The sequence below is a fragment of the Yaniella soli genome (assembly GCF_054782375.1).
In genome coordinates this window covers 44371-59082 of the sequence record NZ_BAAGSP010000020.1, presented here as the reverse complement: position 1 = coordinate 59082, position 14712 = coordinate 44371, and the positions used below count along the sequence as shown (strand labels likewise).

The 14712-nt window shown below is 54.9% G+C and carries 14 protein-coding genes; 2 read left to right on the top strand and 12 right to left on the bottom strand.

The features are described 5' to 3' along the window. Positions 1 to 61: 61 nt before the first annotated feature. A complete protein-coding gene (locus ACYVJT_RS10985; RefSeq protein ID WP_343956941.1) occupies positions 62 to 1384 on the bottom strand; it encodes a M20/M25/M40 family metallo-hydrolase in 1323 nt (440 codons plus the stop codon). A gap of 89 nt (positions 1385 to 1473) precedes the next feature. Here ACYVJT_RS10985 and ACYVJT_RS10980 point away from each other — a divergent pair, with 89 nt between their 5' ends. Next, positions 1474 to 2022, top strand: coding sequence for a DUF3043 domain-containing protein (locus tag ACYVJT_RS10980; RefSeq protein ID WP_343956939.1), 549 nt, complete (start codon positions 1474 to 1476; stop codon positions 2020 to 2022). Here the strand turns inward: ACYVJT_RS10980 and ACYVJT_RS10975 are convergent. Next, positions 2019 to 3116, bottom strand: a complete 1098-nt coding sequence (locus ACYVJT_RS10975) for a quinone-dependent dihydroorotate dehydrogenase (protein ID WP_343956937.1) — start codon at positions 3114 to 3116, stop codon at positions 2019 to 2021. The genes ACYVJT_RS10980 and ACYVJT_RS10975 overlap by 4 nt on opposite strands. Before the next feature lie 75 nt (positions 3117 to 3191). On the opposite strand from ACYVJT_RS10975, the gene ACYVJT_RS10970 reads away from it, so the two are divergent. Next, a complete protein-coding gene (locus ACYVJT_RS10970) occupies positions 3192 to 4160 on the top strand; it encodes an alpha/beta hydrolase (RefSeq protein ID WP_343956935.1) in 969 nt (322 codons plus the stop codon). Here ACYVJT_RS10970 and ACYVJT_RS10965 read toward each other — a convergent pair. The 10 genes from ACYVJT_RS10965 to hrcA form a co-directional block, all read right to left on the bottom strand. Then, positions 4150 to 4932 (bottom strand): isoprenyl transferase, encoded by a 783-nt coding sequence (locus ACYVJT_RS10965; protein ID WP_343956933.1) that lies wholly within the window; start codon positions 4930 to 4932, stop codon positions 4150 to 4152. The genes ACYVJT_RS10970 and ACYVJT_RS10965 overlap by 11 nt on opposite strands. Before the next feature lie 19 nt (positions 4933 to 4951). Continuing rightward, positions 4952 to 5689 carry a DNA repair protein RecO gene (gene recO / locus ACYVJT_RS10960; RefSeq protein WP_343956959.1) on the bottom strand — a complete coding sequence of 246 codons (738 nt, stop codon included), beginning with the start codon at positions 5687 to 5689 and terminating at the stop codon, positions 4952 to 4954. A 37-nt stretch (positions 5690 to 5726) separates the two neighbouring features. Beyond that, positions 5727 to 7481, bottom strand: coding sequence for a 2-isopropylmalate synthase (leuA, locus tag ACYVJT_RS10955; RefSeq protein ID WP_343956931.1), 1755 nt, complete (start codon positions 7479 to 7481; stop codon positions 5727 to 5729). A gap of 285 nt (positions 7482 to 7766) precedes the next feature. Continuing rightward, a complete protein-coding gene (gene era, locus ACYVJT_RS10950) occupies positions 7767 to 8717 on the bottom strand; it encodes a GTPase Era (protein WP_343956929.1) in 951 nt (316 codons plus the stop codon). Next, positions 8714 to 9988 (bottom strand): hemolysin family protein, encoded by a 1275-nt coding sequence (locus ACYVJT_RS10945; protein ID WP_343956927.1) that lies wholly within the window; start codon positions 9986 to 9988, stop codon positions 8714 to 8716. The genes era and ACYVJT_RS10945 overlap by 4 nt, the downstream gene beginning before the upstream one ends. A gap of 5 nt (positions 9989 to 9993) precedes the next feature. Beyond that, complete coding sequence (gene ybeY, locus ACYVJT_RS10940) at positions 9994 to 10470, bottom strand: rRNA maturation RNase YbeY (RefSeq protein WP_343956925.1); 477 nt, start codon at positions 10468 to 10470, stop codon at positions 9994 to 9996. Positions 10471 to 10476: 6 nt separating this feature from the next. Further along, positions 10477 to 11430 (bottom strand): PhoH family protein, encoded by a 954-nt coding sequence (locus tag ACYVJT_RS10935; RefSeq protein ID WP_425579865.1) that lies wholly within the window; start codon positions 11428 to 11430, stop codon positions 10477 to 10479. A 175-nt stretch (positions 11431 to 11605) separates the two neighbouring features. Then, positions 11606 to 12355 (bottom strand): 16S rRNA (uracil(1498)-N(3))-methyltransferase, encoded by a 750-nt coding sequence (locus ACYVJT_RS10930; protein ID WP_343956923.1) that lies wholly within the window; start codon positions 12353 to 12355, stop codon positions 11606 to 11608. Further along, positions 12352 to 13491: a molecular chaperone DnaJ gene (gene dnaJ, locus ACYVJT_RS10925; RefSeq protein WP_343956921.1), complete on the bottom strand. Its 1140-nt coding sequence runs from the start codon at positions 13489 to 13491 to the stop codon at positions 12352 to 12354. Before dnaJ ends, ACYVJT_RS10930 begins: the two co-directional genes overlap by 4 nt. A gap of 82 nt (positions 13492 to 13573) precedes the next feature. Continuing rightward, positions 13574 to 14587, bottom strand: a complete 1014-nt coding sequence (hrcA, locus tag ACYVJT_RS10920) for a heat-inducible transcriptional repressor HrcA (RefSeq protein ID WP_343956919.1) — start codon at positions 14585 to 14587, stop codon at positions 13574 to 13576. Between the last annotated feature and the right edge of the window lie 125 nt (positions 14588 to 14712).

The window sequence follows — 14712 nt, the reverse complement described above, 5'->3', positions numbered from 1 at the left end:
TTTGCACTTCCATCGAAACGCGAGCTCCCCATGCCTGTCCTGTGCGACACGCCCGAACCAATCACCAATTTCCGGTCCCTATCCGCGCAATCTCTAAAATATTGGCATCTGGAAATGCTTCCACGAGATCGGCGACGAAAGGGATTGAACCGCCCAAGCCTGTTTCGATTGCTTCACTCCCCCAGGCATCCGATAGTGATGTTTTCATCAGTTCGATGGTCTCGGCATCAGATTCCACAATAAACGGTTTGCCTTGCTCCCCTGGATATACCTCGACCCGGGCTCCGTGAGCGTTCAACGATTTCACGTAGTCCGTCACAGACTGCATCACCTGTGCTGGTTCCATGCCCGGCCCCAGGCGCATAGAGAACTTCGCACGCGCTGTATGCACGATGGAATTTGATGCTTCGCTGATCGGCGTCGCATCGATGCCGATGATGTTCAAGGCAGCTTTATTCCATAGTCGATCTGCCAGCGAACCCGTACCGGCTAAATGGAGCCCCTCGACCGTACCGGATTGGCTTCGATAATCACTCTCGTCATAGACAGCATCGGTCCAACGAGATTGGTCCAAGTCGTTTACAGCTACATCACCGTCTGGAGTATGTAACTCAGCAATGATTCGCGCCAGGATGGTGATGGCATCAAGCATTGGGCCACCAAAGAGACCTGAGTGCACGGGATGGTCTGCCACGGTAACTTCGATGATGCCATCCAGCAGGCCGCGCAATGATGTCGTCAGTGCAGGGACGCCGACACCCCAGTTGGCAGTATCTGCAACCACGATGGTGTCGGCGCTGAGGAGCTGTCTGTGGTTTTGTAAAAACTGTGCAAAGAACGGTGAGCCGATTTCTTCCTCACCTTCAATAAACACAGTGAGTCCTAAACCGTGCTGCTCGCCGAAGAGTTGATTCAGCGCGCGAATCGCTGTTCGGTGCACGATGATGCCAGCCTTATCGTCAGCAGTTCCTCGTCCGTAGAGCCGACCATTTCGTTCGGTCGCAACCCAGGGATCCGTGGTCCACGCGTGGAGGTCGCCAACCGGCTGTACATCATGGTGGGCATATAACAACACTGTAGGTTTGTTGCCCGCCGCGTGTTTGCGTCCGATGATCGCGGGACCGGAGGTCTGACCGTCGTCGGTCTCAGTCAGGTGGTGAATTTCGTCGAATCCGACGTCGGAAAACAGTTCAGCCACCCGGTGTGCGGATGCTTCAAGTGCTCCACGATCGTAGCCCTCGAAGGCTAATGATTTGTATGTCACGAGTTCTGCGAGTTCTTCGACAATGGATTCGAAGTGCTCATCAACCCATTGTTTGACTGCATCCACGAACTGCCAGGAATAGGGATCCGGAGTGGTAGCTGCTGATAGTGAAGCGTTCATAGTCTTTAGCGTAGTCGTCAAGACAGTGCGCTGAGAACACCTAGAATAGAGGCAACCGATTCGACCAGCATGACTACAGAAGAGAAGAAATGACCGAAGAAGACCAGGATATTGGCAAATCTGCGAGTGAAGGCAAAGGACGGCCGACCCCGAAACGCCGTGACCAAGAGGCCGCGAACCGTCGCCCCCTCATCTCCGATGACCGCAAGGTTGCCAAGCAACAAAACAAGCAGGCTGTTGCCGAAGAACGTGCACGGATGCGTCGAGCCCTGGACACTGGCGAAGAGAAATACCTCCCGGCACGCGATAAAGGGCCGCAGCGTCGTTTTGTCCGCGACTTTGTTGATGCCCGCTGGGGTATTGGTGAATGGTTGATTATTGGTGTGCTGATATTTTTAGGGTTGAGCTTCGTGCCCACCCCTGCGATGCAGATGGCCTCAACCATCGGCATGCTGACCTTTGTATTCCTGGTGATTCTTGAAGGCTTTTGGGTCGGTTTCCAGGTCAAGAAGCGCTTGGAAGCCAAATTTGGAGCTATGGAACCGGGTTGTCGCTGGTATGCGGCCATGCGTTCCACACAGATGCGCCGTATGCGGTTACCACGCCCGCAGGTCAAACGCGGCCAGTTTCCTGACTAACGTTGCTCGAGGGTGGCATTAATGCGTCCTGCCCAAAAAGGCCCCTCGTAGAGAAAGGCGGTGTACCCCTGGACCAGGGTGGCACCGGCTTCTAGGCGTTGCACCACATCTTCACCGGTGGTGACGCCACCAACTGAGATAATGCTGGCATGTTCGAGGTGGCGCGCCAACAGTTCCAACACCGCGAGCGAGCGGTCCGCAAGCGGGGCACCTGACAGACCGCCTTCGCCCATGGACTCTACGTCTGATGCAGCGGTGCTTAAGCCATCGCGCGAGATCGTGGTGTTCGTGGCAATGACGGCATCCAAGCCGAGCTCAGTGACCATATCGGCTACAGCAACGACATCGTCATCAACCAGATCCGGCGCAATCTTGACGGCCAATGGCACATGACGGCCAGTCATCGAATCTGCAGTTTTTGAAACCGCATCCAGCAGCGGAGAAAGCGATGCAATGGCCTGGAGTTGACGCAGACCAGGCGTATTCGGGCTCGAAACATTGACCACCAAGTAATCCGCATGACGCGCTAACAGCTTGGTCGACATCAGATAGTCCTCGACGGCGTCGTCTAAAGCCACCGTTTTGGTTTTGCCGATATTGACTCCAAGGATGGGCCGATGTTGCCCAAAGCGGCGAGTCAAGATCTTCCGAGTATGTGCGAGCCGTGGCGCGATACGTTGTGCACCATGATTGTTGAAACCCATACGGTTGATCAGCGCACGGTCTGGCGGGAGGCGAAAGAGCCGAGGCTGAGGGTTCCCAGGTTGTTCCTGGCCAGTGATCGTTCCGACCTCAATGTGACCAAAACCCAATTCGGCAAGCGCCGAGGTACCAATACCGGCCTTATCGAAACCGGCAGCTAAGCCAAATGGCGATGGAAATGTCATTCCCATGGCCTGGGTACGAAGCTTCTTGTCCGGTTGAAACGCTGCCCGCAACAGGCGCGAGGCACCGGTTTTTTCTGCGGCTCGAATGGCCCCGAACCCAATTTCATGTGCCCGCTCAGCATCCATACCAGCAAACACAGTGTCAAAAACACGTGGATACAAGCTTGGAGTCTGGCCGACAACGCGTGAAGCAATTAGGTTGGTCATAGATGGTAGTCAACCATATTGCTACAGTTGTAGAGCAACTATGCAATCGTCTTGTCATATATTTGGAAGTCCAGGATGCACTACGGATTACTCGAAGATTCACCGCCGGGTACATGGGTGCCTGATGTACTCGAGGGTTTTTCACGTCGTACCATACCCCTAGGACAAGATGCGGAGGGCACAGTTTCCGCTACTCTGGTCCGTCATGATGCCATTGACGGCAAACCGATTCTTTATATCCACGGCTGGTCCGACTACTTTTACAACACCGATTTGGCACGGGCTGCAGCCGCTCGAGGTTATACGCTTTATGCCCTTGACCTGCGAAAGTATGGGCGTTCTCTTCGGCCCAAGCAGTCGCCCGGCTACATCGAAGATTTGGCGCAGTACGATGATGAAATCGGCGCGGCGCTAGCACTGATCAAACTGGCACATCCCGGTCAGCTTCCATCTGTGATTGCTCATTCCACGGGTGGTTTGATCGCAGCACTGTGGGCACATCATCATCCGGGGCAACTCGGTACACTCGTGCTCAATGCGCCCTGGCTCGAGTTACAGGGCAATGCTTGGTTACGCGGCTTCGCCAATGCTGTCGCTGACCCACTGTGGCGTTCCGCACCCGAACGAAAACTCTTCTTACCGAAATTTGATTTCTTCTACCGCACGATTTCGGCTCATGAGCACGGCGAATGGCTGTTACATCCGCTCTGGCGACCCCGATTTTCCTTTGACATTCAGGGTGGCTGGCTTGCGGCCATCTTGGAGGGTCATGCTCAAGTACGGGAGGGATTAGATATCGACAGCCCCGTGCTCGTGCTCACCTCGACCAAGTCGTACTTCGCCACGAAGTACTCATCCAAGATGCAAACGGCCGACACCGTGTTAGACGTACGCGGAACAGTCAAACGCGCCGTGCGATTGGGCAATCGTGTGATGATACACAAAATTCCTGACGCTATCCACGACGTATATGCTTCTCCGAAGCCCATCAGAACGCAAGCTTTTGACGCGACGTTCGCGTGGCTGGACTATTTCAACGATTAGTCGTGGGCACGTCGGAGGCGCCGCCGTAGCGACGGTCTCGCGAGGCATAAATTTCCACCGCATCCCACAGGGTCTTTCGGTTCACGTCGGGCCACAGCTCATCCATGAAGACCAGCTCCGCGTAGGCGGATTGCCACAGTAAGAAGTTGGAGAGTCGCTGTTCGCCAGAGGTGCGTAAGAACAGATCAACATCTGGCACGTCTGGCTGTCGCAGGTGTTGGGCCACGGTTTTCTCGGTGATGGATTTCGGGGTTAGCGTCCCGGCTGCCGCTTGCGCTGCAATCTCTTGGACGGCGTCGGTGATTTCTGCCCGTCCACCGTAGTTCACACACATCATCAGCGTGGTTTTGGTGTTCTCTTGGGTGAGTTCTTCGGCAACCTGGAGTTCTTTGATGACGGACTTCCAAAGTTTCGGGTGCCGCCCGTTCCAGCGGACACGAACACCCCAGGAGTCCAGGGTGTCACGTTGGCGGCGCAGGACATCGCGTGAAAAGCCCATCAAGAAGGCGACTTCATCCGGTGAACGCTTCCAATTTTCTGTGGAGAATGCGTACACCGAAACATATTTGATGCCCATTTCGACCGCGCCCGCCATCACATCGAGCAGGGCTCGCTCGCCAGCTCGGTGGCCTTCGGTTCTGGCGAGTCCGCGTTGATTGGCCCAGCGGCCATTCCCGTCCATCACAATGCCGATATGTTGTGGAATGAATTTCTTGTCGATGTTTGGCATCACGAAACCGTCCGGGTGCGGTGCGGGTTCCTGATATGGCATGGGATGACTCCTGTGGTGTTTAGCCCTGGTCCATCACGGATAGTGACTGCAAATTCTTTTCTAAATGGTACTGCAAATATTCGGCGACAAAGCTGGTGACCTGGCGCATTTGCCCCGGTTGTGCATGTTCCACGTGTGGCCAATCGCCGGCAAGCAGTGCCGCAAGGAGCTGCACTACATCGTCGGTAACGTAGGGCGTTTGTGGTGGCGCACAATCGTCACACACCACCCCGCCTAATGACACAGAAAGCCAGTTGTGTATCCCGGGTGCTCCACACCTGCTGCACTGACCAAATGTTGGCGCCCAACCGGCAATGGTCAGGGCGCGTAATAGGTATGAGGTCAGCAACAAGGTTGGCGCGGCCGCTCTTCGACCCAACGCTGCGATGGCGCCGTGCAGTAGGTCATACTGGTGTGCTCCCCCGCGGGCGTCTTCATCACGCGTCAGTTGCTCAGCTGCTTCGACCATGGCCGACGCGGCACCGAAGGTGTCATAGTCGTTGGTGAGCGTCATGCCATAGGGATGGATGGTTTCAGATTGGGCGATCATGTCCAGATTCCGTCGCGGTACCAGTTGGAGCCTGGTGTGCATAAAGGGCTCGAGGGTCGAGCCAAATTTGGAGGTTGTGCGCCGCACGCCTTTGGCTACCGCCCGTATCTGACCTCGGTCTGGTGTGAGCACGACGATGATGCGGTCGGCTTCGGCGAGTTTATAGGTACGCAGAATAATCCCGTGGGTCCGGTAACTTTGGGATATATAGTTGCCGGAGCCACGGGATCTTTTTCGCGGTGTCTTATTCAGCTGCTTCTTCAGCCTTCGTATCGCGGATGTACCGGTTGACCGCAGAGGTCACGGCCTGCAGCGAGGCTGTGGATGTGTTGTGGTCCAGCCCAATCCCCCACAGCACCCGGTCGCCAATGGCTGCCTCAACGTATGCTGCTGCCATGGCTTCCCCGCCTTCGGTCAAGGCGTGTTCGGTGTAGTCCAGTACTCGCACATCCACGCCAGCTTGGTTGAACATCGACACTAGGGCAGAGATCGGTCCGTTCCCGGTTGCCGATCGTGTGACAGTCTGACCGTCACGTTCCATTTGGACTTCCATAGAGAAGTCGCCTTCCTCGGTCGTCGACGACGTCGAAGACACAAGACGGTAGTAGCCCCACCGATCTTCCGAGTGTTCAGTGGGCAGATATTCATCGGCAAAAACATTCCAGAGGGTGGAAGAGGTGATTTCGCCGCCGTGGGTATCGGTGAACTCTTTGATGACCGCTGAGAATTCGGCCTGTGCGCGTCGAGGCAGTTCGAGGTTGTGGTCGGTTTTGAGCATGTATGCTACACCGCCCTTACCGGATTGAGAGTTCACCCGAATCACTGCTTCATACGTGCGTCCGATGTCTTCGGGGTCAATTGGCAGGTATGGGACACCCCAGTCGAGGTCCTCGGTGCTGACATTGGCTTCGGCAGCACGTTGCTGCATATCATCAAAGCCCTTTTTAATGGCGTCTTGATGGGACCCCGAGAATGCCGTGAACACGAGCTCGCCGGCCCATGGGGAACGTTCGTGAACGTTCATCTGCGTGGCGTATTCATAGACTTCTTGTATTTTGTCCATGTTGGAAAAGTCGATTTCGGGGTCCACGCCCTGGGTGTAGAGGTTCATACCCAGGGTAATGAGATCGACGTTGCCGGTCCGCTCGCCATTACCAAATAGACAGCCTTCGATGCGGTCCGCTCCGGCCATATAGCCGAGTTCTGCTGCTGCCACACCACTGCCACGATCGTTATGGGGGTGCAGGGAAAGAATAATGGCATCACGGTTTTCGATGTTGCGATGCATCCATTCGATTTGATCTGCATACCGGTTGGGGGTCGACATTTCCACGGTCGCCGGCAGGTTGAGAATCATCTGACGGTCTGTGGAGGCTTCGAGTACTTCGGCAACTTTATTCGAGATGTCTGCTGCAAATTCAAGTTCGGTACCGGTAAACGATTCGGGTGAGTACTGATAGGTGATAGCCGTATCAGTCAGTTGCTCTTCATATTTGCGGCACAGCATGGCGCCTCGAGTTGCGATGTCGATAATGCCGGATTTCTCTTCGCGGAACACCACGCGACGTTGCAATACCGACGTGGAGTTATACAAGTGCACGATCGCTCTCGGAGCGCCTTCGAGTGCCTCATAAGTGCGTTCAATGAGATGCTCACGCGACTGCGTGAGGACCTGAATGTGGACGTCTTCCGGAATCCGGTCTTCGTCGATGAGCTGTCGTACAAAGTCATAATCGGTCTGTGAAGCCGATGGGAACCCAACTTCGATCTCCTTGTACCCCATTTCAACGAGGAGTTCGAACATCCGGAGTTTGCGTACGGAATCCATCGGGTTCACGAGTGCTTGGTTGCCGTCTCGCAGATCAACGGCACACCAGCGTGGCGCCTGAGTAATGATGTTGTCTGGCCAGGTGCGGTCCGGCATGTCCACAGCGATTTGTTGTTCGAATGGAACGTACTTGTTGAAGTTCATACCGGATGGTTGCTGAAATTTGCGCAAAGTGTTTCCTCAATCTTTGACTGCCTGGTCCTGTGAAGAGTGTAGTGGACCATGGTGTTCTACCGGTGTTTTAGAACTGATGTCTCACCGGTGGCAGACCGTGTCTTTCGCTCCGTAGCGTGGTCCAGCCTGACCTAGTGGCATTTCAAAGCAATTGCTTGAAAAATCTAAGCCCCGCTACGGCAAGATAGTAGTAGGCCTAGAAGAGCAGCAAGAAGTACACGGTTGTGACCGCGGACCGGGATGCTCTGTGCGCAACGCATGCTGTTAGCCTAACACGAGTTTTTAGAATCCCAAACGGTTCATATGTTTCGGGTTCCGTTGCCATTCTTTGGCGACTTTCACGACCAAATCCAAGTACACGCTGGTACCGAGTTGTTTTCGAATACTTTTGCGGGCTCGCTGTCCGATGGATCGCAATTGTGCCCCGCCTTTGCCGATAATGATGCCCTTTTGGCTGTCGCGTTCCACATAGATCTGAGCGTAAATATCGGTGATTGGTTCATCATCGGGTTGCCCTTCGCGTTCCTCCATTTCCGTGACGACCACGGCCAGGGAATGCGGTAACTCGTCAAAGACATCTTCAAGGGCCGCTTCTCGGATGAGTTCAGCAACCATGACGTCGTCGGGCTCGTCGGTGATCTCACCGTCGGGGTACAGCGGAGGAGATTGAGGCAGGTAGGCGGTCAGGACATCTACTACGGTGTCCACTTGAACGTCACCTTTGACGGAGACGGGCACAATTTCTACGAAACCTTCATCGCTGTCAGGGGTGAGGAGCTCTTCACCGAGTTGTTGTACGGCTACCAGCTGGTCGGCCAGGACTCCCCTGGTGACCGTATCGACCTTGGTTACTAACGCAATAACCGGAGTGTTGTTCAGTTGGGCGAGTTGTTCGGTGATGAAGCGGTCGCCGGGCCCGATCTTCTCATTCGCGGGGATACACATGGCCACCGCATCCATGCCAGACAATGTTTCGGCCACCAAATCGTTCAGGCGCTCGCCGAGCAGTGTGCGCGGACGGTGCAGTCCAGGGGTGTCAACAAGGATGAGCTGGTGGTCTTCTGTGGAGACTATGCCGCGGATAACCCGTCGGGTTGTTTGTGGTTTGGACGACGTAATGGCGACCTTGGTGCCAACCATGGCGTTCGTCAGCGTCGATTTGCCGGCGTTTGGTCTTCCGACGAGGCTGACGAATCCGGAACGGTAGTGCTCCGGGTGTTCGGTTGGCATCATAGTGTGGACTCCTGGGTGGATGTGTCGATGGCGACTCGGATTGTATCAACGCGGTTGCGACGGCCCGTTAAGGATTCAACGGTCAACTTGAGGTTTTCAACTTCGGTGACCGAACCCTTTATGGGAATCTTACCCAAACTTTTGGCAAACAAACCGCCTACGGTATCTACATCGTCCTCATCATCGAGGAGCAGGTCGAATGCTTCGTAAAAATCCGAGACCGACATGGAAGCATTGACGAGAAATTCACCATCGGGCTGTGGGATGACGTCGGCGATTTCGGCATCGTCATATTCATCCGAAATGTCACCGACCAGTTCTTCGATGAGGTCCTCCAAGGTGACGAACCCCGCTGTGCCACCGTATTCATCGATCACGATGGCGGCGTGGATGGCTTCTCGTTGGAGCTCTTGCAATAAGTCCCAGACGGTTTTGGATTCTGGCACCACGCGGATTTCCCGGGTGAGCATGTTGACCGGTTCTTGCGGGGTCAGACGTGCTGTGTGGGTTGCTCGGATAATGTCTTTGAGGAAGACGATGCCTAATACATCATCCGGGTTTTCGCCGATGAGCGGGATACGGGAGTAGCCGGACCGGATGAAGACCTCAGTTGCTTCGGCCAGACTGGTTCCAGAGTCCAACCACACCACATCGGTACGTGGCACCATGATGGCGCGTACCAGCGTGTCGTCCATCTCGAAGACGGATTGAATCATTTCAGCTTCGTCATCTTCGAGCACATCTGCCGCCGATGCGCGGGAGACGTACTCACGAAAGTGACGTTCTTCTAAGTCTGTGTCGTCAGTTTCGTCTTCGTCATCGGTTTCAGCTTCGGAGATAAATAACCGTGGGATAGGCCCCAGGACGATTGTGAGTAACCGAATAAGCCAGGCAGTGGCTTCTGCAGATACTTCGAAATGTTTGGCACCGATTCTTCGCGGGCTCCGGAACGAGATGACCAGCGTGATGACTGCCATGAGCACGACGCCACCGGCTGCGGACAACCACACGTTGTTGACGAAGTGATCAATGAAGACGGTGATAAGCACCGCGGTGGCGGCCAAGAAGACGGCGTTCCAAAACCGTGTCGCGAGTTGATGTTCGGGGAGCCTATCCATGATGCGTAATACGGGATTACTGGGGCGCTTGGCGACTATGGCCTCGGCCTCACGATAGGACAGATAGTCAAAGGCTGATTCTGCCAGTGTGAGCACCCATGTGAGTGCAAGGCTCAACAGAAATAGCAGTGCTAGGACGATTGGTACGGCCACTGGGGTTACTTTCCTTCATCGTGGAGTTGAGGCGGTGTGTAACCCAAGAATTGCTCGAGAAGTTGGTCTTGCAGACCGAACATCTGCTGCTTTTCCTCGTCATCGTGGTGGTCATGGCCCAACAAATGCAGAAGCCCGTGGGTCACCAGCAGGGCTATTTCATCGGCCACGCTGTGCCCGCCACTGTTCGCATGTTCGGAAGCGACTTCCGGGCTAATGACAATGTCCCCGAGTAATCCCTCGGCTGGCGCTTCTAGCGTGCCGGGACGTAACTCATCCATGGGGAAGCTCATCACGTCAGTGGGCCCCTCAAGGTCCATCCATTCTTGGTGCAAATAACTCATGGCTTCGTTATCCACGAAAACGATTGCAAGTTCAGATTCTGGATGAATATGGAGTCCCTGGTAGAGGTGTTTGCCCAGGGTGACGATTCGTTGGATATCAATGTCGTGTTCAGTTTCGTTGAGTACTTCTATTGCCACAATGACCTATCGCTGTTGATTCCGCCCGGACCGTTTCGGACGGGTCGGCTCTGGTTGGTGACGATCGTACGCATCGACAATTTTGGAGACCAGGTTATGGCGGACGACGTCAGAGGATCGCAGGTTCACGATGGCAATATCGTCCAACCCCGCCAAGTACTCTACTGCCTGGGCGAGGCCCGAATCGGTGCCACGTGGTAAGTCCACCTGTGAGGCATCGCCAGTCACGACCATGTGGGAGTTGAACCCGAGGCGAGTCAAAAACATTTTCATTTGCTCAGCAGAGGTATTTTGCGCCTCGTCCAAAATAATGAACGCATCATTGAGCGTACGGCCTCGCATATAGGCCAGTGGCGCGACCTCGATGGTACCGACCTCAATGAGATGCGGAATAGTCTCCGGCTCGATCATCTCGTGGAGCGCGTCATAGAGCGGGCGCAAATAGGGGTCGATTTTTTCACTTAAGGTGCCAGGTAGATAGCCCAACGATTCGCCAGCCTCCACGGCTGGACGAGTCAGAATAATCCGGTTGACTTCACGAGCCTGCAACGCCTGGATTGCTTTAGCCATTGCCAAATACGTCTTACCGGTACCAGCGGGGCCGACGCCGAAAACAATCGTATTGTTGTTGATGGCGTTGACATACACTTTCTGGTTTTCCGTTTTCGGCCGGATCTTTTTTCCATGCGAGGAGACAATCAATTCTGCAGGAATGGCAGCAGTATTGTTTTCCTCGAAGGATCGAACGCCTGCGATCGTCGCTTCAATGATCTCGGGACCAACGGTTGTGCCAGCACGGGCAACAGACTGCAGATCATTCACTATTTTGACCGTCTCGGCGACATCGTCGACGTGTCCTTCCAGCTCCAACTGTTGGTCTCGAACGAGTAATTTCAAGCTCGGGTACACGCCTTCGACAACCCGCAGCAACATATCCGATGGACCAAAGGTTTGTACCATGTCGTTCTGAGAGTTAAACGTGATTGTTTGTCGAGAGATGCGATGGGGTTCGGTTCGTTCTGTCAGGTCGGCTCCATTACTACGGTATATTCTGCAACCTAGTCTATCCGGTCGCACTCAAACGGGTCTATCACTTTTTGGTTCTATGGCAACGATTGATGCTAGTTCGGAAGGCTTACCAGCGGTTTAAGAATTGGTTAATCAATGTGATTGCGACCGGTCCGGCCGTCGATGCCCGCAGGACATTTGCACCGATTTTAACCGCGGATCCTTTTACATTCTCGACGGCCGCGAGTTCCTCCGGAGCAACTCCGCCCTCGGGCCCCACTACGAGGTGAATGGTGTGCAACCCTTGGACCCGTTCTAAAACCTCGGACAAGTCATGCTGGCCGTCCTCGTGGAGCACGACAAGGTGTTGCCCCTCGCCTGTATCTTGCAACGTGGCAATACTGCTGCCATGGAGAGGCTCGCGCAGTTGCGGTATAAATGCCCGACGAGATTGCTGTGCTGCCGCATGCAGTTTCGCTTCCCATTTCCCCAACATTTTGGTGGCCCGTTCTGCACGGATGCGGACGATGGAACGTTGGGCTTGCCAAGGTGTCACACTGTCGACGCCGATCTCCGTTCCCATTTCGGCGGCTAGTAGATCGCGGTCACCCTTGGCCAGTGCTTGCACTAAGTTAATCCGCACCGCAGGTGGTGCTTGCACCTCAACGGTGCCTATGTCCACAGTGGTGTGTTGTGGGTCAGCGTGAGCGATAGTCCCTACGGCCAATGTCCCGGCGCCATCTGAAAGGAGCACGGCGTCACCACTCTGCAAGCGCTGGGACCGAACGGCATGCCCGGACGCAGCTGCGTCCAAAGTGACCGTCATATCGGCGGTCACTCCTGTGACGTCGGGCGTATAAAACAGCGGGTTGGTCACGATTCGTCGTGGTTAAACATGTTGTCGAATCCGGTTTTCAAACGAGAGAAGAAACCCTGGGATTCGATTTCACCGTTTGCCACATCTTCGGCGCGTAGCTCGGCCAACTTGGACATCAGTTCGCGCTGTTCATCATTGAGCTTGGTGGGGGTGGAAACATTCAGTGTGATCTTCATGTCACCGCGACCGCTACTCTGTAAGCGTGAGGCACCCAGGTTCTTCAAGGTGATGACATGACCTGATTGGGTCCCTGGGTCAACAGTGAAAGATTCCTCACCGTCGAATGTGTCGACTTTGATTTTCGTCCCGAGTGCCGCTGCGGTCATCGGCACGCTCATGGTTGCGTGGAGATTGTCACCTTGGCGGGTGAATACATCGTGCTCACGGACTCGGATTTCTAAGTACAGGTCGCCGTTTGGTCCACCCGCTACACCGGCTTCACCACGGCCGGCAAGCTGAATGCGAGTTCCATCGCGTACGCCGGCGGGAATTTTGACAGTGAAGGAAACCCGTTCGCGAATACGACCCTGACCCGAACACTGTCCACATGGATCTGAGATGACGTCGCCAAATCCGCGACAGGTGGGGCATGCTTCGGTGGTCATCATCCGACCGAGAATTGAGTCGACAGGGCTTGAAATCTGTCCGGCGCCACGACAGGTAGAGCAGGTCTCGGGGTGCGTGCCGGGTTCCATCGCGGAGCCATCACAGCGGTCACACCGCACGGCGGTTTCGACCTCGATGGTTTTCTCTGCCCCAAACACTGCTTCTTCAAGATCGATATGTGTCGCTATGAGCGCATCTTGGCCTCGCCGTGCACGAGACATCGGTCCACCGGCGCCTCCGCCGCCAAAGAAGGTTTCGAAGATATCAGAGAACCCGCCGAATCCACCGCCGGCACCGCCAAAGCCTGCACGACGGCCATCTTCGTGGCCTGTGGTGTCATAATTTTGACGTTTTTCGCTATCTGACAGCACCTCGTACGCGTGGGTCACAGCTTTAAATTCTTCTGCAGCGTCGTCAGAGGGGTTGTGATCCGGATGGAGTTGCCGCGCTTTTTTGCGATAGGCCTTTTTGATCTCTTGTGCTGTGGCGTCACGTTCAACACCCAGGACCTGATAGTAATCTTGTGCCACTTGCTGGTCGTGTTCCTTTCAGTTCAAGCGCTGCGCGTCTGAAACCGTGTTTTGGTCAAAAATCTATTATCTTGGCAAACGTCTATCGGGGCAAAATCCGGGAAAGATACCGAGCTATCGCCCGGACCGCAGACATGGTCGAAGGGTAGTCCATCCGAGTTGGTCCAACGACGCCGATCTTTGCGGCATCGCCCGGTCCGTAGCCGGCGGCCACCACCGAGGTGTCCCCTAACGAGCCAAAGTTTTCATCTCCGATACGCACAGACAAGCCGTGAGCATCTTGTTCCATTTCGGTCAACAATTTCAATAACACAACCTGTTCTTCGAGTGCTTCTAAAATCGGGCCGATGGAGTGACTAAAGTCCTGCGGAGAGCGGGCCAGGTTCGCGGTGCCGGCTAACAGGATACGGTCTTGATACCCTGCTTCGGCTAAGAGTTGCAATGCATTACCTAATGACGCCGCCAGTCCCTGGTGTTCGGGCGCGATCACCGCTTCGATCTCCGTTAGCGCGTGCTGCAAGTAATACGGACTGACGTTGTCCAAGTAGGTCATGAAGACCTGAGCCAGCACATCAAGCGCCGGCTGGTCGATGGGCTCGTTCAAATAGACCACGCGCTGATCGACGCGTCCGGTGGAGAGAATCATCACGGCCAGCAGCCGTTGTTCTGATAGCAGCACAAACTCGACACGCCGGATCACCGACGAATCCAATTGCGGATACTGGATGACGGCGACTTGACGAGTTAACTGTGACAACACCTGAACGGTACCCGCCATGATGTCGTCCATGTCATCTGAGTTATCCAGCAACGTACGAACGGCGCGACGTTCGGCGACTGAAAGCGGTCGAACTTCGGAAATGCGATCGACGAAATACCGATAACCTTTATCAGTGGGGATACGCCCTGAAGACGTATGTGGTGCAGCGATGAGGCCTTCATCTTCGAGGTCAGCCATGTCGTTGCGCACTGTCGCAGACGAAACGCCCAGGCTATGACGCTCTACCAGGGCTTTTGAGCCGACAGGCTCGCGGGAGGCAACATAGTCTTCCACAATTGCTTGTAAGACCTGCATTCGACGTGGGTGGTCAGTCATGTTCCCTCCTTCAAAAAAGTTAGCACTGTCGCCAGCATAGTGCTAATCGTAACTGGAAGTTCTCAGTCGCGACAGTTTCTAGGGTGAGTTCTTCGCTGATGACTGATCGTGCTTTGATAACCTCG